At 38.6% G+C, this 19,345-nt stretch carries 14 protein-coding genes; 9 read left to right on the forward strand and 5 right to left on the reverse strand.

Annotation, left to right across the window (positions count from 1 at the left end):
• Nucleotides 1–467: 467 nt before the first annotated feature.
• Genes pdhA through lpdA form a run of 4 tightly spaced genes read left to right on the forward strand, consistent with a single transcriptional unit; the run spans nt 468 to nt 5,638 of the window.
• On the forward strand, nt 468–1,577 hold the full coding sequence (gene pdhA, locus ACYSNQ_RS08145) for a pyruvate dehydrogenase (acetyl-transferring) E1 component subunit alpha (RefSeq protein WP_426082412.1): 1,110 nt from the start codon (nt 468–470) through the stop codon (nt 1,575–1,577).
• A 2-nt stretch (nt 1,578–1,579) separates the two neighbouring features.
• Entirely contained in the window at nt 1,580–2,557 is a 978-nt protein-coding gene (locus ACYSNQ_RS08150) for an alpha-ketoacid dehydrogenase subunit beta (RefSeq protein ID WP_426082413.1), read from the forward strand.
• Nucleotides 2,558–2,583: 26 nt separating this feature from the next.
• Entirely contained in the window at nt 2,584–4,224 is a 1,641-nt protein-coding gene (locus ACYSNQ_RS08155; RefSeq protein WP_426082414.1) for a dihydrolipoyllysine-residue acetyltransferase, read from the forward strand.
• A gap of 7 nt (nt 4,225–4,231) precedes the next feature.
• Complete coding sequence (gene lpdA, locus ACYSNQ_RS08160) at nt 4,232–5,638, forward strand: dihydrolipoyl dehydrogenase (protein ID WP_426082416.1); 1,407 nt, start codon at nt 4,232–4,234, stop codon at nt 5,636–5,638.
• Nucleotides 5,639–5,915: 277 nt separating this feature from the next.
• Here lpdA and ACYSNQ_RS08165 read toward each other — a convergent pair whose 3' ends face one another.
• Nucleotides 5,916–6,344, reverse strand: a complete 429-nt coding sequence (locus ACYSNQ_RS08165; RefSeq protein ID WP_426082417.1) for an XRE family transcriptional regulator — start codon at nt 6,342–6,344, stop codon at nt 5,916–5,918.
• Nucleotides 6,345–6,461: 117 nt separating this feature from the next.
• Here ACYSNQ_RS08165 and ACYSNQ_RS08170 point away from each other — a divergent pair, with 117 nt between their 5' ends.
• Nucleotides 6,462–7,673 carry a serine/threonine protein kinase gene (locus tag ACYSNQ_RS08170; RefSeq protein ID WP_426082418.1) on the forward strand — a complete coding sequence of 404 codons (1,212 nt, stop codon included), beginning with the start codon at nt 6,462–6,464 and terminating at the stop codon, nt 7,671–7,673.
• Between the two features lie 685 nt (nt 7,674–8,358).
• Here the strand turns inward: ACYSNQ_RS08170 and ACYSNQ_RS08175 are convergent.
• A complete protein-coding gene (locus ACYSNQ_RS08175; protein ID WP_426082419.1) occupies nt 8,359–9,561 on the reverse strand; it encodes a YdcF family protein in 1,203 nt (400 codons plus the stop codon).
• 186 nt (nt 9,562–9,747) lie between these two features.
• Between ACYSNQ_RS08175 and ACYSNQ_RS08180 the strand changes: the two genes are divergently transcribed.
• The 4 genes from ACYSNQ_RS08180 (at nt 9,748) to icd (ending at nt 15,746) form a co-directional block, all read left to right on the forward strand.
• Nucleotides 9,748–10,128 carry a PH domain-containing protein gene (locus ACYSNQ_RS08180; RefSeq protein ID WP_426082420.1) on the forward strand — a complete coding sequence of 127 codons (381 nt, stop codon included), beginning with the start codon at nt 9,748–9,750 and terminating at the stop codon, nt 10,126–10,128.
• A gap of 461 nt (nt 10,129–10,589) precedes the next feature.
• Entirely contained in the window at nt 10,590–13,307 is a 2,718-nt protein-coding gene (gene acnA / locus ACYSNQ_RS08185) for an aconitate hydratase AcnA (protein ID WP_426082421.1), read from the forward strand.
• A 22-nt stretch (nt 13,308–13,329) separates the two neighbouring features.
• Entirely contained in the window at nt 13,330–14,472 is a 1,143-nt protein-coding gene (locus ACYSNQ_RS08190) for a citrate/2-methylcitrate synthase (protein ID WP_426082422.1), read from the forward strand.
• A 17-nt stretch (nt 14,473–14,489) separates the two neighbouring features.
• Nucleotides 14,490–15,746, forward strand: a complete 1,257-nt coding sequence (gene icd, locus ACYSNQ_RS08195; RefSeq protein WP_426082494.1) for an NADP-dependent isocitrate dehydrogenase — start codon at nt 14,490–14,492, stop codon at nt 15,744–15,746.
• 103 nt (nt 15,747–15,849) lie between these two features.
• Here the strand turns inward: icd and ACYSNQ_RS08200 are convergent, their stop codons facing one another.
• The 3 genes from ACYSNQ_RS08200 to ACYSNQ_RS08210 all read right to left on the reverse strand — a co-directional run bounded on the left by ACYSNQ_RS08200 (nt 15,850) and on the right by ACYSNQ_RS08210 (nt 19,332).
• A complete protein-coding gene (locus tag ACYSNQ_RS08200) occupies nt 15,850–16,050 on the reverse strand; it encodes a cold-shock protein (RefSeq protein ID WP_086275065.1) in 201 nt (66 codons plus the stop codon).
• 1,078 nt (nt 16,051–17,128) lie between these two features.
• Nucleotides 17,129–18,259 (reverse strand): baeRF6 domain-containing protein, encoded by a 1,131-nt coding sequence (locus ACYSNQ_RS08205; RefSeq protein WP_426082423.1) that lies wholly within the window; start codon nt 18,257–18,259, stop codon nt 17,129–17,131.
• Between the two features lie 392 nt (nt 18,260–18,651).
• Nucleotides 18,652–19,332 carry an ImmA/IrrE family metallo-endopeptidase gene (locus ACYSNQ_RS08210; protein ID WP_426082424.1) on the reverse strand — a complete coding sequence of 227 codons (681 nt, stop codon included), beginning with the start codon at nt 19,330–19,332 and terminating at the stop codon, nt 18,652–18,654.
• Nucleotides 19,333–19,345 lie beyond the last annotated feature (13 nt).

Here is a 19,345-nt window from a genome sequence, read left to right on the forward strand (position 1 = left end):
TTTTGAAAAGGGATTTTTTAAAGCATGAGAGCTTTATTTAAATTCTTTAAACTCCTTTTGACAAAAGTTAAATTGAAGGATACGACTATTTTGTTTTCTAATCATTTTTCAATGGTTATGATTGGAAAGTTAATAAGTGAGCAAGTAGAATAAGTGTAGATAATTACTACAATTAATGAACTGTTATATTTTTTTGATGTAAATACTGTAACAGCAGTTGAAATAAAGCAAAAACAGCTAAGGAACAGAATGAAACGTTTTCTTGCTTGTGATTTTTATCACTAATCGCTGTTTTATCAGTCTTTTTAAGGCTAAGTCTTTTTTCCTGGAAAATAGAATATTTTACTTGCTCTTTTCATTGATTAATGATAATTTGTATATGTAGCCGATAAAGTGATACAGTTTAAATCGCTGTTTCATTTTTTCGAAATAATAAGAATCGTTAATAGAGAGGATTGTGTGACAAAATGGCAAAGAAGCAAAAACCTATTGATTTCAACCAATTAATGGACGAAGTCAACGCAGAGTTCCCAACTTATCAAGTATTGGATCAAGAGGGGAAAGTAGTAAACAAAGATTTAGTACCAGATTTATCCGATGAAGAACTAGTAGAATTGATGACACGTATGGTTTGGTCCCGTGTACTTGATCAACGCTCAACTGCGTTGAACCGCCAAGGACGTTTGGGCTTTTATGCTCCAACTGCTGGACAGGAAGCAAGTCAGCTGGCAAGTCATTTTGCGATGGAAAAAGAAGATTATTTGTTACCAGGTTATCGCGATGTGCCTCAACTTGTACAACATGGTCTTCCTTTGAAAGAAGCATTTCTATGGTCAAGAGGACATGCTGGCGGGAATATGTATGCTGAAGATTTACATGCAATGCCTCCACAAATTATCATTGGAGCGCAATATATCCAAGCAGCAGGTGTTGCTCTTGGTATGAAGAAACGCGGAAAGAAAAACGTTGTCTTCACATATACTGGCGACGGTGGTTCTTCTCAAGGGGACTTCTATGAAGCAATTAACTTTGCTGGCGCTTATCAAGCAAATGGTGTATTCATTATTCAAAATAATGGTTTTGCAATTTCCACTCCTCGTGAGAAGCAGACTGCTGCTAAAACACTAGCACAAAAAGCTGTAGCGGCTGGAATTCCAGGGATTCAAGTAGATGGTATGGATCCATTGGCTGTTTATGCTGTAGCTAAAGAAGCGCGCGACTGGGCAGCAGAAGGAAATGGTCCAGTATTGATTGAAACACTAACTTACCGTTATGGTCCGCATACATTGTCTGGTGATGATCCAACTCGTTACCGTTCAAAAGAAATGGACGGCGAATGGCAAGCAAAAGATCCGTTGATTCGTTTCCGTAACTACTTAACTGAAAAGGGTTTGTGGTCTGAAGAAAAAGAAGAACAAATTATTGAAGAAACAAAAGAACAAATTAAAACTGCAATTGCAGAAGCTGATAAAGTTGGCAAACAAAAAGTTTCTCACTTCCTGAAAAACATGTTTGAAGTTCAACCACAAAGTATTAAAGAACAAATTGCAATTTACGAAGCAAAGGAGTCGAAATAATCATGGCACAAAAAACAATGATTCAAGCTATTACTGATGCTCTAGCTCTTGAGCTGGAGAACGACGAAAATGTATTGGTTTTTGGTGAAGATGTTGGTAAAAACGGCGGTGTATTCCGTGCAACAGAAGGCTTACAAGAAAAGTTTGGCGAAGATCGTGTATTCGATACTCCTTTGGCTGAGTCCGGTATTGGCGGATTGGCATTTGGACTAGCTTTAGAAGGATACCGTCCAGTTCCTGAAATTCAGTTTTTCGGTTTTATCTTTGAAACAATGGATGCAGTAGTGGCTCAAATGGCACGTACTCGTTACCGTATGAGCAGCACAAGAAATATTCCAGTAACAATTCGTTCTCCATTTGGCGGCGGCGTTCATACACCTGAACTTCATTCGGATAATTTAGAAGGTTTGATGGCTCAATCTCCAGGCTTGCGCGTGGTTATCCCATCTAACCCTTATGATGCCAAAGGCTTGTTGATTTCTTCTATTAGAAGTAATGACCCTGTTGTATTTTTAGAGCATATGAAATTGTATCGTTCATTCCGTGAGGAAGTGCCGGACGAAGCTTACGAAGTACCTTTAGACAAAGCAGCTGTTACCCGTAAAGGAACAGATGTGTCAATTATCACTTATGGTGCAATGGTTCGTGAAGCAATTAAAGCTGCAGAAAATCTTGAAAAGGAAAATATTTCTGTAGAAATCATCGATTTGCGCACAGTCGCTCCACTTGATATCGAAACAATTATTGCTTCGGTTGAAAAAACTGGACGTGTGGTTGTTGTTCAGGAAGCTCAAAAACAAGCGGGCGTTGCTGCCCAAGTGGTTTCAGAAATTTCAGAAAGATCTATTCTTTCACTACAAGCACCAATTGGCCGTGTATCAGCACCAGATACCATCTTCCCATTTGGTCAAGCGGAAAATATTTGGTTGCCTAACGCTTCTGATATCGAAGCAAAAGTGAAGGAAATCGCTGAATTTTAATAAGTAAAGAAGGGAAGAAAGAAACGATGGCTTATCAATTTAAACTACCGGATATCGGTGAAGGAATCGCAGAAGGCGAAATCGTAAAATGGTTCGTTAAAGTCGGCGATACAATTAATGAAGATGATACACTTTTAGAAGTGCAGAACGATAAATCAGTGGAAGAAATTCCATCTCCAGTGACTGGGACAGTAAAGAATATTGTTGTATCAGAAGGTACTGTAGCAAATGTTGGTGATGTACTGGTTGAAATTGATGCACCAGGACATGAAGACAATGAAGGCGACAGCGGGGTTGCGGCTCAAGAGCAAACACCTGCACAGCCCGCAGCGACCCCAACAGCAGCTGCTGATTCCAATACAGGGGTTTTCCAATTCAAATTACCAGATATTGGTGAAGGAATTGCAGAAGGCGAAATCGTAAAATGGTTCGTCAAAGAAGGCGATACAATTAATGAAGACGATACCCTTTTAGAAGTGCAAAATGATAAATCAGTGGAAGAAATTCCGTCGCCAGTGACTGGGACTGTGAAGAAAATTGTTGTATCAGAAGGTACTGTAGCAAATGTTGGTGATGTACTGGTTGAAATCGATGCACCAGGACATAATTCAGCTCCTTCAAGTAGTGCAGCATCAGCAGCACCTGCGAAAACAGAAGCAGCGAGTGCGCCAGCTACTGAATCGACTGGAGTTGTTGCAGCAGCTGATCCAAACAAGCGGGTCTTAGCAATGCCGTCAGTACGTCAATATGCTCGTGAAAAAGATGTAGATATCACTCAGGTATCAGCAACTGGTAAAGGTGGACGTGTCGTTAAAGAAGATATTGACAGCTTCTTAACTAATGGTGGTTCAGTATCGGCTGCAGAAACTACTGCACCAGCGAAGGATACAGCTTCTACATCTGCAGAAACAACGGCAGCTGCACCAGTTAAGCCGGCACAGACATTTACTTCAAGCCTGGGTGAATTGGAAACACGTGAAGCAATGACACCAACACGTAAAGCGATTGCGAAAGCAATGGTAAACAGCAAACATACAGCTCCGCATGTGACCCTGCATGATGAAGTAGAAGTATCCAAGCTATGGGATCATCGTAAGAAATTCAAAGATGTTGCTGCAGAAAATGGTACAAAATTAACATTCTTGCCATATGTTGTTAAAGCATTGACAGCAACTGTTCAAAAATTCCCTGTGTTAAATGCCTCAATTGATGATGCAAAACAGGAAATCGTTTATAAAAATTACTTTAATATTGGGATTGCAACAGATACGGATCATGGTCTGTACGTTCCTAATGTTAAAAATGCGAACACAAAGAGTATGTTTGCTATTGCTGATGAGATTAATGAAAAAGCCGGTCTGGCAGTAGAAGGAAAATTAGCTGCTCAGGACATGCGTGATGGAACTATCACAATCAGCAATATTGGTTCAGTTGGCGGCGGCTGGTTTACACCAGTTATCAACTACCCTGAAGTCGCTATTTTAGGTGTAGGAACAATTGCTCAACAACCAGTAGTAAATGCGGATGGTGAAATTGTTGTAGGTCGCATGATGAAACTTTCAATGAGTTTCGACCACCGTATTGTTGACGGTGCAACTGCTCAAAAAGCAATGAACAACATCAAACGTTTACTAGCTGATCCAGAATTATTATTGATGGAAGGATGATTGACAAATGGTAGTAGGAGATTTTGCCATTGAATTAGATACAGTTGTAATCGGTGCGGGACCTGGCGGCTATGTAGCTGCCATCCGTGCTGCCGAAATGGGACAGAAGGTCGCGATTATTGAACGCGAATTTATCGGCGGAGTTTGTCTGAATGTAGGATGTATTCCTTCTAAAGCGCTAATCGCTGCTGGTCATCATTATCAAGAATCACTGGATTCAACTTTGTTTGGTGTAACGACTGAAAATGTTTCATTAGATTTCGGGAAAACACAGGAATGGAAAGATAACAAAGTTGTTAATACATTAACTTCCGGTGTAGGCATGCTTTTGAAAAAGCACAAAGTAGAAATTATTGAAGGAGAAGCATTTTTTGTAGATGATCATACACTTCGTGTTATTCATCCGGATTCTGCACAAACATACTCATTCAATAATGCAATTGTTGCAACTGGCTCTCGCCCAATTGAAATTCCAGGATTTAAGTTCGGCGGACGTGTTCTGGATTCAACAGGCGGATTAAACTTAAAGGAAGTACCTGAAAAGTTTGTAATTATCGGCGGCGGTGTTATTGGCGCAGAACTGGGTGGCGCTTATGCTAATCTTGGTTCTGAAGTAACGATTATTGAAGGAACTCCTTCAATTTTACCAACTTATGAAAAAGATATGGTGAAGCTTGTTGTCGATGATTTTGCCAAAAAAGGTGTGAAGATTGTCACTTCTGCTATGGCAAAAGAAGCAGTCGATAACGGTGACAGCGTAACTGTTAAATACGAAGTAGATGGTAAACAAGAAGAAGTAACTGCGGATTATGTGATGGTTACGGTAGGTCGTCGTGCGAATACAGATGATTTAGGACTTGAACAAGCAGGTGTTGAGCTTGGTGAGCGCGGCTTAATCAAAGTAGACAATCAAGGACGTACAAATGTATCGAATATCTTTGCAATCGGAGATATCGTTCCAGGAGCCGCTCTAGCTCATAAAGCTAGCTATGAAGCAAAAATCGCAGCAGAAGCCATTTCTGGCAAAAAAGTAGCTGTTGATTATAAAGCAATGCCGGCAGTAGCCTTTACAGATCCTGAGTTAGCATCTGTTGGGATGACTGTTGCAGAAGCAAAAGAAGCTGGAATTGAAGCCAAAGGCTATAAATTCCCGTTCGCCGGTAACGGCCGCGCTATCTCATTAGGCAAAACAGAAGGCTTTGTCCGTCTGGTAACGACTGTTGAAGATAACGTGATTATCGGTGCTCAAATTGCTGGTGTAGGCGCAAGTGATATGATCTCTGAAATGGCGCTAGCTATTGAATCAGGGATGAATGCGGAAGACATTGCATTGACTATCCATCCACACCCTTCTCTAGGGGAAATTGTTATGGATGCTTCTGAATTGGCTTTAGGTTTGCCAATCCATATTTAAGCATATCATATATTTTGTCACACAGAAAAACCGGGCTGGCCAAGCCTGGTTTTTTACTATAAAATTCAAAAAAAGAAACTGATAAAATCAAAGGATAGGTTTCTTTTTTTTGTTAGTTATATTTTATTGTTCTTCCTAAAACGACCACCAAATATACTAACTAATTTTTCTATAATCCAGTTTTTTTGATTAATTGTATGCACAATCCTTAGCGGAAATAACAGAAAAGTTTTTGCTCATAATCTGAAGAGTAGCATGTAGATGGGCTGGCAACAAATCAATCAGTAAATGTTTTCAGGCTCTCCTGATACAAAAGATCATCAATTTCCGGGATAGTTAATTGCTGAATAATGCCATAAATAACCACAGCATCCCAGCTGTTTTTAGGATAAAGCTGAGCAAAACCGGTTTTTTTCAGCAACTCATTCAGCTCATCTAAAGTCAGTGTCATACCGATTCCCAGAGCAATCAGACGCTCTCTAGGCGGCTTTCGCTTTCCATCAAAGTACTGATAACCAGTAGCTTCGGCAATCCCGGCTTTTCTTAGCACAGAGCTTTTAGAAAGTTTTTTTTTATTCAACCAGTCAGAAAGCTGCTGCTCTATATTGTATTCAATTGTATGAGGTTTTGTTTCAGAAATTGCGGTTTTAAAACTTTCAGCTTGTTTTAAAGAATTCAATAATTGATGTGTTTCTTTTTCTTTCATTTTCTGCTCCTTTAAAATGGTATAAAAATAGTATACAATGACTTAGAGAAAGATAAAATATCTTCCTGTGTTTTTTTTATTATCCTGTAAAATTGAGCAAAATGGGGTTAGCGATAAATGGAAAATGAGTGGACAGAAAAGCGTTCGTTGAATGGGTATCGACATATCGAGGAGTTAACGGCTAAGGAGAATGGTCCTGTACTGGTACGAAGTGAAAAAAATCAGCAGTTCTGGGTAAAAAAACAATATCCAATAGCTTTGAGAGAAAGCTTAGAGACACTGAAGCAAATCAGGCATATCAACTTACCTAAAATTGAAGAGGTATTTGTTGAAGAAAAGCAATTATTTCTTTACGAGGAGTATATCCATGGAACAACCTTGAGTGACCGCATTCGTTCATCTGAACAGATGGATACGAGGCAGATTCTGGAGCTTGCCAGAGATATTTTAGCTGGGTTGTCAGAGCTGCATAAGTATGGCGTGATTCATCGAGATATTAAACCATCAAATATAATGATTACAAACGATGAGACCATTAAACTGATTGACTTTGATGCAGTTCGGATTATTAGCGGAGAAAAAGATACAGATACGGTGCAGTTGGGAACTGTAGGTTTCGCGGCACCTGAGCAGTTTGGGTTTGCTGAAACGGATCAGCGCAGTGACCTCTATTCTTTGGGCGTTGTAATGAATGTCTGTGCCACTTTAGATTATCCTAAAAATAAATTGACTGAAGAGCCTTTACTGAAAGAAATCATTTCAAAAGCGGTACGGATTGATCCGAGTGACCGTTATCAGACAGCTGAAGCTATGAGAGCGGCAGTAATTACCAGTTTGAAATTATTGGATTCCGTTGAAGCGAGAGCAAATGAACAACTGGCTTCTACTCAAAACAAAACTGATTTTGAACTGCCAAAACCTGTATCAGCTCCCCCAAAAAAACAAGAATCTGAGAGGTTCGATGCTCAGGTTTTCTCTACAAATAAAAAAAAGAAACAGAACTTTTTTAGCCAATACGTTCCCGGCTTTAGAACAGGACAGTGGTGGAAGAAGGTGCTGGCCGTTGCGTTCTACGCTGTTTCGATTAATCAAATTGTTTATATCTTTTCAAGTAGTGCAGAGACTTATGAGAAGATTCTTGATTTAACAGATTTTTTTATGATTTTTATTATTCCGATGATGATGTATACAAATTTTCTTGATTTTCATCGCGATTTACCCCTATTATCATCAGATTCCCAAACGAAACGGGTAATCGGATATGTGGTTCTCGCTGTATGCTGGTTCTTGCTGCTGCTGCTTTATTTTGCTTTTAGGCCAGTTATATAAAAATGGAAGCTCGAAACAACAACTTTTTCCTGCTTATTTGCATTTGAGTGTTGGAAGATAGGCCTTTGTTAATCAGCCTTTACGGTATTAAAACAAAAAAGCGTCGAATTATGCATATTGCATAAGATTTAAATTGACAGATTGAGTATGATTACTATAGAAATACGGATCAGCAAACCAGAAAATCATCTAGCCTGTTTTAAGAATAAAAGACAGCTGTCAGACCAACAGCTGAAGTTTGGTAGACTTGTTATTCTTAAAGGGCTATAGACAGCAGGAGACTGCCATGATTTTCGCGTTAGTTTGCAATTGTCTAGTGACATCAAATGTTTATTGAATCAACGACGTTCTGTTATTAAAGGGGTTAAGAGTTAAATGAAAGTGTTTTAGGGGACAGAACAATGTTTTTTCTATAAGCAGGTACACTCAATCGACAGCCCAATGTTTTTGATGCATTCAATCAGTTTTCGCTTCTTTTAGAGTTAAAAAATCAAATGTATCTCCATGTCAAAGACTATTTGATTGAAAACTTTGGTTGCTTGATTCGTTATTTTGTTTAGCTGATGTAGCATAAGTATACAGCAGCTAAAAGGAGTATGAAAAAGGTAGAGTAAAAGGGTAGCAACAAAAGAAACAGGATAAGGAGCTTTCCATTTTTGGAAGTCCTTATCCTGTTTCTTTTGAATTAGCCAAACAACAGTTGAATGATTGCAAATAAAATATTCATGGCAACAATCAGTGAGCAAATGATGAGATGGCGTCTTTTTCGCATCATTGCAATGGCGATGAATTCTCTTAAAAAAGCATTTGGTAAAAAGTAAAAAGCCGTTTTTGCGCCGATGCCGTCAGCTTTTATGTTTGCTTCTTTGGCAAAAAGGCCGGCACGGAACAGATGGTAATTATTTGTGGTGAAAATTGCCTGATAGCTGGTGCCGCCAAAATCCTGTTCCATAATTTCTTTAGAGAATTTCATGTTTTCCAAGGTGTTTTTGGAGTTGGCTTCAACTAAAATATCTTCTTCCGGGATGCCCTTTTCTAGAGCGTATTGCTTCATGGCTAAACTTTCAGCCAAATGCTCATCATCTCCTTTACCGCCTGACATTAGCAGCTTGGGCGGCACGTCAGTCGCTTGCTTTTGCTTTTGATAAAATTGAATGCCTCTTTCAATACGCTTGCCTAATAGCGGTGGGACGGTTTTCCCGTTAAGCAGACCAGCTCCCAAAACAATAATGTAATGCTGAGTGTACTTTGGTCTGTTAAACTGATAAAGCACAGAAATAGTTAGGAAATTATAAAAAACGATGGCAAAATAAGCGATGCACATTGGAAACATAGAAAATAGTGATGCGGCCCATAGAGGCAGGTAACGTCCGGAAACATAGCTGAGTATAAGGAAACCTGTCAACGCAAGTGCCAGCAGCAAGGTAAGCAGGTTAGCTAGCGAGTGCCCTTCTTTACGCCAGACAACAACAGCATTCCAATAAAGAAAGATGATTAGTGCATAAATACCAACCAATAACAATAGAAGTAGTAGGACAAAAATTCCAGCAAGCAGAAAAATCAAAAATGGACTGCGGCTGCTGATGGCTAATAGCCCTAAGTACAAGCCGAAGCTGACTAAAAAGAAATTAAATAGCAATCCATTTATCAAGCGTCTTTTTTCTCTTCGATAAAAAAAGAAAAATAGACAAAAGAAAAAAAGCGGAATTAAAATAAAATAAGTTCGATCCTTGATCTCTAAAGAGAGAAGATAAATGCTGAAACAGCCAAGGGTCCAGATGAATACTGGGAAAAGCCGGCTTTTCATGCGTTTTTTCCGCCATAAGGGAATCAGTACTAGTCCTATCAGAAAAATCAAGGCTAATGATAAATCAAAATTCATTTTCATTACAGCTCCTTTAAATATAATCCATCCTAAGTATAGCGAAAAATATACATAAAAGATAACAAAAACTTTTTCTTTTATATTTTAAGAGAGTCTAGAATGTTGTGATTTAGTGATTTAGGTGAAAAGCACCTTTGCGGTCTATCAGGGATTTGTTATAATAGGTAAAAACGAGTAAGGAGAAATAAGATGGGATTATTTAGTGGTTTGATTGGTAATGCTTCTGCACAGTCAAATGAAAAAGCAGAAGAAAAGCTAAAGGATTTTTTAGTTCCAGGTGAACAAATTGAGCTTGCATTTAAACTGATTCGCGACATGGTAATTTTCACAAATAAACGTTTGTTAATAATAGACAAACAAGGCATGACAGCAAAAAAGACGGAATACAAATCAATTCCATACCGGGCAATCTCAAGATTCTCTGTAGAAACATCGGGACATTTTGATTTGGATGGGGAATTACGAATTTGGATATCCAGCGGCATAGAGCCGGCAGAAGTGCTGCAGTTTAACAAGGACAAAGATATCCTAGCTATTCAGCGAGCGCTGGCAGTAGCTGTTTTAGGATAATCAGGTGGTAAAACGTCTGATTTTAGTCGCTCATCAAGAACAATTAAAAGTTAAAAACATATAATTATATGACCGTTCATTCCTGTAGGACTAGGAAGAACGGTCATTTTTTACTTTTATTTGATTCATTTAGATAGAGAAGTTTTTAAGTAGAGACCATTCGTAATTAACTGAAAAGGGTAAAAACATATAAATGAGATGAAACATGAAAAATCGGATTATTTGATTATTCTGAAAGTGGCGGATGTTAGCTGGTAAATAAAATAAAAGAACACTGCTGATAAAAAAATGAAAACGGTTTATCTTAGTAGGTTTATCGGTTGTGATTAGATAAATAACTAATATATTCTCATTTAAATTTAACATTGATATGTCAGGAGAATGTCACAAAGTCTTAGTGAGCAGTTGTTCAAAGTGTTTACATTTTATAAGTAACTCGATATAATAACTAAAATTAGAAAATGATTAAAATTTGGATAAAAAGGAGGTTTAATCATTTGGAGACTAAGAGCAAAAAGATATTCACTAAAAACGGAATAAACTATCATTATTATTCTTTAAAAGCATTAGAAGATGATTATCCTATAGAAATCACACGGCTGCCGTACAGTATTCGAACATTGCTGGAGTCTGTGCTCAGACAAAAAAATGACCAAGAAATCACAGATAAGCATATAACAGATTTAGCTTTTTGGAAGCCAGATCAGAAGAATGACGGTTCTGTGCCATTTAAGCCGGCGAGGGTTATCTTACAAGACTTTACTGGTGTACCAGTTGTCGTAGACTTAGCTTCATTAAGAGAAACGTATGCACAGCTAGGAGGCGCTCCAGAAGAAATTAACCCTGAAATACCAGTTGATTTAGTTATTGATCACTCTGTACAGGTAGATGTAGCAGGAACAAAATATGCGCTGGAACGAAACATGAATATGGAATTTCAACGAAATCAGGAGCGCTATCGTTTCCTGAACTGGGCTCAGAAGGCATTTGATAATTATCGGGTGGTTCCTCCGGCAACAGGGATTGTTCATCAAGTAAATGTTGAATATCTTGCAGATGTTGTTGTTCAAAAAGAGCTAGATAATACTAATATTTTATTATATCCAGATACACTGGTAGGAACAGATTCACATACGACAATGGTAAATGCCCTTGGTGTTTTAGGCTGGGGCGTTGGCGGGATTGAAGCAGAAGCCTGTATGCTGGGAGAACCATCGTATTTTCCAATACCTGAAGTAATAGGCGTACGCTTGGTGAACGAGTTGGCAGAAGGGGCGACGGCTACTGATTTGGCCTTGAAAGTGACACAGGTATTGAGAGAAACCAAGGTAGTTGGTAAGTTTGTTGAGTTTTTTGGTCCAGGGCTGACCTCGCTATCGCTTGCTGATCGGGCGACAGTTGCCAATATGGCCCCAGAATATGGTGCTACCTGCGGATTTTTCCCCGTAGATGATGAAACAATACGTTATTTGAAGCTAACTGGACGGGAAGAAGAAAAAATTGAAGTTGCTCAGACTTATTTGAAAGCCAACCAATTGTATTATTCTCCTTCAGATCAAGTAGCGTATTCTCAGATTGTTGAATTGGATTTGGCGGCCATCGAAGCAAATTTGGCTGGTCCAAAAAGACCTCAGGATTTAATCCCGCTTTCTCATATGAAAGAAACCTTTATCGAAAACTTTCCTTCACAAGTACCAGCCTCTAAAAAAGAGTACACTGTAACGATTGACGGAACAGAAGTCTCGCTTTCTGATGGAGCTGTTGCAATTGCTGCGATTACCTCTTGTACAAACACATCGAATCCTTATGTCATGTTAAGCGCGGGGCTAACAGCGAAAAAAGCGGTTGAGCTGGGATTAACTGTTCCAAAATCAGTAAAAGCATCATTGGCGCCAGGTTCGAAAGTGGTGACTGCTTATTTAGAAAACGCCGGACTGCTGCCTTATTTAGAAAAGCTTGGTTTTTATGTGGTAGGTTATGGCTGTACAACCTGCATAGGTAATTCAGGGAATCTTAGCGAAGAAATTGAAGAATTAATGAATCAAGAAAATCTTCTTTTAGCAGGAGTGTTAAGCGGCAACCGTAATTTTGAAGGGCGTATTCATCCGCTGGTAAAAGCAAACTATCTTGCCTCGCCCCCTCTGGTTGTTTTATATGCATTAGCAGGTACAGTTAACATTGATTTGCTGAATGAACCAATAGGAACTGGTCATAATAATCAACCAGTATATTTCCGTGATCTTTGGCCAACCACTCAGGAAATTCAAGAATATGTTGATTCATGGGTTACACCAGAGCTATTTAAGGAACATTATCAGCAAGTATTTCAGTCTAATGAGGAATGGAATAAGATTCAGACGGAAGCTTCACCATTGTATGGCTGGGAAGAAGCTTCAACTTATATTGCCAATCCGCCTTATTTTGAGGAGATGGAGAAGGAGAAAAAGCAAATAAAACCGTTAAAAGAGCTGACTGTTTTGGCCAAATTTGGTGATTCTGTGACAACGGATCATATCTCGCCGGCGGGAATTATTCCTAAAAACAGTCCAGCAGGCCGTTATTTGATAGAGCATGGTATTGAACCTCGTGCATTTAACTCCTACGGCTCCAGAAGAGGACACCATGAGGTGATGATGCGGGGAACCTTGGCTAACATTAGAATTCAAAATCAGCTGGTTCCAGAGGTTGAAGGCGGCTATACGAACTATTTTCCTGATGAAGAGACGCTGTCAATTTATGATGCAGCGATGAAATACAAAGAGCAAGGGATTGGAACTGTTCTTTTAGCAGGAGACGATTACGGTATGGGATCGTCTAGAGACTGGGCAGCTAAAGGGGTCCAACTGCTGGGAGTTCAGGCAGTGATAGCCAAAAGTTATGAACGTATTCACCGGTCAAATCTAGTGATGATGGGAATTCTTCCTTTACAGTTTATGGCTGGTGAAGATGCTGAAACATTGGGACTGACAGGCCGGGAAAAATTCGATATTGAAATTGATGACACAGTAGAGGTGGGCGCAGAAGTAACTGTTACTGCGAGAAAAGAAGATGGCAGCAGTAGTAAATTTTCAACAACTGTTCGTTTTGATTCACCAGTAGATATTAGCTATTACCAGCATGGGGGAATCTTACCAATGGTTATCCGTAAAAAACTGTCAAATAAGGTTACAGCTTTATAAAGAGGCAAAGGAGGAATTGTCTATGGAAATTCATAAGGGATTAAACGGCGTCGTTGTATCTGAAACAAAAATTAGTGCAATCGTTGATAACCAGCTGTTATTTGCTGGATATAATATAGACGAGCTGATTCATAAGAATGTCCTGTTTGAAGAAGTTATCTATTTACTGTGGTATCTTAAAGCGCCAAATAAAGAAGAGTTAACCCGCTTCAAGCAGGAGTTGTATGATCAAATGCCGGTGTCTGATACAATCATCACCTGTCTGAAGATCCAAACGAGAGAAAATCTGCACCCAATGAGTGTTTTGCGCTCTACGATTTCTCTTTTGGGTGTATTTGATCCTTTCGCAGAGGAAACTGATCAGGAAGCTGTATACAAACAAAGCTTAGCTCTGCAAGCCAAAATCCCCACTATAATCGCGGCGTATGCCCGCTTAAGACGAGGCTTAGATCCGATTCCGCCTAAACAGGACGGCACAGAGCTGGCGGAAAATTTTCTTTACATGCTTACCGGAGAAGAACCGGATAGTATGCAGATTTATGGCATGAATCAGGCACTGGTTCTGCATGCTGATCATGATTTCAACGCCAGTACATTTACGGCTAGAGTTTGCTCATCGACCCTATCGGATGTATATTCGTGCATTACCGCTGCGATTGGTGCCCTAAAAGGACCGCTTCATGGCGGCGCAAACGAAAAGGTTTTTGATATGCTCAGAGAGATTGCAGAAGGAAATCTCTCAGTAGAAGAATATTTAGACTACAAACTGGACCGAAAAGAGAAAGTGATGGGCTTCGGTCATCGCGTATATAAAACAGAAGATCCTCGGAAGAAGCATTTGAAACGGTTGGCTCAAAAGCTGACAGCAGCAGATGACAAGCAGCATTGGTACTTTCTTTCCTGCCAAATTGAACAGTATTTGAAAGAAAAGAAAGGGTTGATTCCTAATGTGGATTTCTATTCGGCAACCGTCTATCATTGCTTGGGAATTGACAGCGACTTGTTTACGCTGCTGTTTGCAATGAGCAGGGTATCTGGGTGGCTGGGGCACGTTCACGAACAGAAGGAAGAAGATTGTCTCATTCGCCCGCGGTCTTTTTATGTAGGAGAAAAATATAGTTGTTATCCAACGATTGAACAGGCAAATGGAGGGATGGAAGCGTGAGTTTTAGTCAGATTCATATGAACGAACAAGGGGAGTTAACTGTTCCGGATAAACTAATTATCCCATTTATTGAAGGCGATGGAATTGGTCCTGAAATTTGGTCAGCAGCTAAAGCTGTTTTTGATGCGGCTGTTGAAAAAGCTTATGGGGGAGAAAAAGAAGTCGAGTGGCAGGAGCTTTTAGCGGGAGAAAAAGCATTTACCAGCATAGGAAGTTGGTTGCCTCAGGAAACCTTAGAGACCATTAAAAGTCATTTAATAGCAATAAAAGGACCGCTTACAACTCCGATTGGCGGAGGCTTTCGCTCGCTAAATGTGACGTTAAGGCAAGAACTGGATCTTTATGTCTGCTATCGACCGGTACGGTATTTTGAAGGTGTTCCATCTCCTCTCAAACGCCCGGAGCTTACCGATATGCTGATTTTTAGGGAGAACACAGAGGATATTTATGCGGGTATTGAATTTCCAGCGGAAAGTGTGGAAGCAAAAAAATTAATCACTTTTCTAAAACAGGAATTAGGTACTGAAAAAATCCGTTTTCCAAAAACTTCTGCCATAGGAATTAAGCCTGTATCGAAGGAAGGAAGTGTCCGAATGGTTCGAAGTGCCATTCAGGAGGCTATTAAGAAAAATAGAAAGTCTGTTACATTGGTTCATAAAGGCAATATCATGAAATTTACAGAAGGTGGTTTTAAGCAATGGGGTTATGAACTGGCTGAAAATGAATTTTCAGATGTTACTTTTAGTTGGAATCAGTATCTAACAATAAAAAAAGAGCAAGGCTATGAACAGGCTGAGAAGGCTTTATCTAAAGCTAAAGTAGAAGGGAAAATTATCATTAAAGACCGGATTGCTGATATCTTTCTGCAGGACATCCTGCTTCATCCAGAAGAGTATGATGTTATTGCTACACTGAATTTGAATGGTGATTACATTTCAGATGCTTTGGCCGCTCAGGTTGGCGGCATCGGTATTGCTCCTGGGGCGAATATAAATTTCCAGACAGGGCATGCTATCTTTGAAGCGACTCATGGAACAGCACCAGAATTTGCCGGCTTGGATCAGCTAAATCCTTCTTCACTGCTCCTATCGGGAGCGTTGATGTTTGAATATATTGGCTGGTTGGAAGTTCGTGATTTAATTGTACAAAGCATTGAAGCTGCGATAAAAAATAAAACAGTTACTATAGATTTTGCTGATCAGATGACAAACGCTCATTGTTTGAAATGTTCGGAATTTGGTGATTTATTGGCAAAATGGGTCAAAGAGCAATAAAGAGAGAAAAAGAGTTGTCAGAAAGATGGTTACGCTTTCTGACAACTCTTTCTAAATGATGACAAAAAAACCTGACGGTTATCCGTCAGGTCTAATAGGCTAATTACGCTTTGTTAACGTTAGTTGCTTGAGGTCCGCGTTGACCATCTTCGATGTCGAAAGTAACTGCTTGACCTTCTTCTAAAGTTTTGAAACCGTCGCCTTGGATAGCTGAGAAATGTACGAATACGTCGTTTCCGTTTTCAGCTGTGATAAATCCAAAACCTTTGTCTGAGTTGAACCATTTTACTGTACCTGTTTCCATAATAGAAAATCCTCCTTATGTTTCGAAAAATATTGTGCAATTACTTGAAGGGTGAAAATGTGGAGGATGTTTACTATACATGAAACAACTACACATATACTACCGAACAAAAACTACATTTATTACTATAACATACATTTTTAGTTTTGCATAGTAAATCAGCTATTTATTAAATTTTTCATTAGTGTAAAATCTTTTTCCTTATATCACAAATTTTTCTGGTATACTATAGCTATATTAAGCATTAAATATGGACGTGAAGACAGAGAACATATCGTTGAAATCTATTCCGAAGGCGCAGTCTAGGAGCTGCATAGACTTGAAAGCAGGTAGGGTTCAAGTTGTTTAGATGAGAATGGTTTCTGTAGACGAAATAGAGAGTTTTACCCGGTTTCTTTAGAATATTTGATTTACTTAATTATAAATCGTATCTGAGCTGCTGTTGCAGAAGCATTTCAGGTACGTCTATTTTTTTTGCCTTTTTATTGAATTTGTACTTAAAGGGTAGGAAAATGAAATGCTATTGTCAGAGCATAACGGAACAAATGAATTAAAGAGAAATAGAATAGTTTTGAAAGTAGTAAAAGACAAGTAAATCTACTAAGTCAAAAAAATTTGCTTGTTTTAAGGATAATTGTTGACAAAGAAGGAATAATTGCGTATTATTTTAATTACCAACAACAACCTTTTTATTTTTCATTTTACTCTTAATTGAGTAATACTCCTTTTTGGCTATCTCTTCGGAGATAGCCTTTTTTGTTCTTCATGATTAAAGTTTGTCTCTATGTCATATTGTATTGATAGGATAAAAGCTGAATAAAATTGCAGCACTTGGAAAAAAACAGAAATTTCAGGTTTAGTTTTAAGTTTTTTGTTTGAAAAAGAGAAGCTGCGGAGATATTCGCGAATGTCCTTTTAATGTTCTGGAAAAACTGCTTTATACAAATATATCAACGAAAAAAGATAGAAGCTAACTATAAGCGGCTCCCTTGATTACCTATTATTTATTTAGGTTCAGACAAAAGAAAAAACCGGAATCGTAGTTAGATTCCGGACACAATTTAGTACAGATTTGTTTTTAGTAGCGTAAAATACCTAAGAGTGATTTTTCATCGGGCGCAGCATGCTGTTCTAAAACAAAAACATTTCCACCTGTCTTGATAACAGCGTATGCGGTATTATTTAAAAGTTTTCGACGGTCAAACTCTTCAGAAGACATCTCGTTAGTCTCGTTAATAAAGTTTGCTGTAGCAATAAAGAAATGTGACAATCGTCCTTCCTTGGCTGCTGGAACGATGTCGACTAGCTGGTCTACAAATTTCTTATCCATCAACTCATTATAGTTTTCAGTTTCCAATTCTTCTAGATGCTGATTAATCTTTTCCGCACCTGCGCTTATTTCTTTGATTGTTACTTGTGCAGGAGAAGAGGGAACTGAAGCACTTGTATCGAGATAGGGATTCTTGGCGATTTTCTTAAACGTAGCTTGATTTTCAGGCAGAGCATAAAGAAAAATTGGAAGATTTTCTGGATTATCAAAGGAATCCTTTAAGTAGTTATCGATAGCTTGATAATAATTAATCCAGTCAATTTCAACCTCTTCATCTTTGGGATTGATGCCATGATAAGCAACGCCTTCTTTACCAGAACCATTATAGCCAGTTCCAGCTTTAGTAGAGTAGTTCAAGTTCCCCCCTGTTAATTCATCACCTAAAGTGCCAACCAAGTCAGTCGGTGCATCCTCCGGCAGTTCTACTGGAGTAACAATCTGGTTATTTACCAGATATAGGGACATGGAGTCTCTGTTTAATGCTAAAAGATAGTAGTTGTAGGTAAACTGATTATCCTTGATAATGCCAAGTAAATAAGGTTTCTTCCCAACGTAGTATTGATTATCGACGGGAACATTGAGCTTGTATATATAAGTTTCATCTTTTGTAAAAATGATGGTTATGCTTTTTGTGGTATTCCGCCAAAAAGCGGCATCAGCCTCTAAAGCATCAATTTTTTCTTGGATGGGTGCCCAGTCATGCTCGGCAAATCGTTTTTCAAAGCGGCTTTTTGCCGATTTCCCCAAATTTTTGAAGGCCAAAATATCTTTAGAAATATCCTGATGGGCAACATGGGTGTTTAAAACAAACGTAACAAAAGGACCTTGGATATCATCTGAAAATAATTCATTGAACCGAGTTTTTCCGTTATCTGACATAATCAATTCCTCCTATAGTGAAACGTTTTCTATCTATTAAAAAGTGTAGCACAAGGAGAAGGATGTTTGAAATAATATGATTGCGAAATTCGTCAGGTAAGATGATTTTTTCTCATGGAAATTTTAATAAATCCATAGGACTTACTCATGTTTTCCGCCTTGTTTTGTAATAAAATAGGTGTATGCCAATTATCCCGAATTGGTTTTTCATACTTACTCCTACCAAGAGTAAATAACAACCTTCATTTCCACCACATTACCCGATGTGGTGGTTTTTTGTTTTAGTACTAAAGAGGCAGCCAGTTAATGATTACAAAAATCAAAGGCTCTCAATGCTTGACTGTGTTATAGAAGTGATTTGAGTATAGAAAAAAGCACTGAGATACTGTTAGTTATCCCAGTGCTTCAATGAAACGGTTGGTTCTTAACAAGCGGCTTTCCAGATTTTTGCCAAGCTCAGCCGCAGCTGATTTACCTTTTCCGTAAAATTTATATCGAATATTGTCGGCATTTGTCTTGGCCGCTATATAGGAAACGTTGAAATAGGCTTGCATTGTCTGGATCAGACGAATATACAAGGCACTTTCAGAAATACCAAAGTGCTGTGACAAACTGCTCAAGCTCCATCCTTTTTTTAAAAAACGAAAAAGTACGACATCAGGAATCAATATCGCAGAAGCCCCAATATTGGCCTGAAATTCATGAAGAATCTCATTATAAGAATAGTGAAGGCTGTTCTCTGTATCCGTAAAAATCGGATTTTCTTCATTTAGATGAAAAAGATAGTGAGTGATTTCGTGACTGATAGTAAAGTTTTTCCTTTTCTCCACCATATTCTGATTATAACCAATAGTGGTTTCCAAGCCGTCCTGAACAATCATTCCAGAAATTCTCTCTTTAGCAATACCGTCAAAAGAAAATCCTCGAATTGCCACGCCTTTTTCCTTCACATAATCCCATACATAAGAATAATAATAATCTTCATAATGAAGATTTTCAGCAACCATTAATGCTGATAAAAAATCATTGATTTTATCTGAAAAATTAAGATATTCATCGACCTGCTCTGTCATGTCATCACGCGCC

The organism is Enterococcus sp. LJL51 (genome assembly GCF_054871795.1).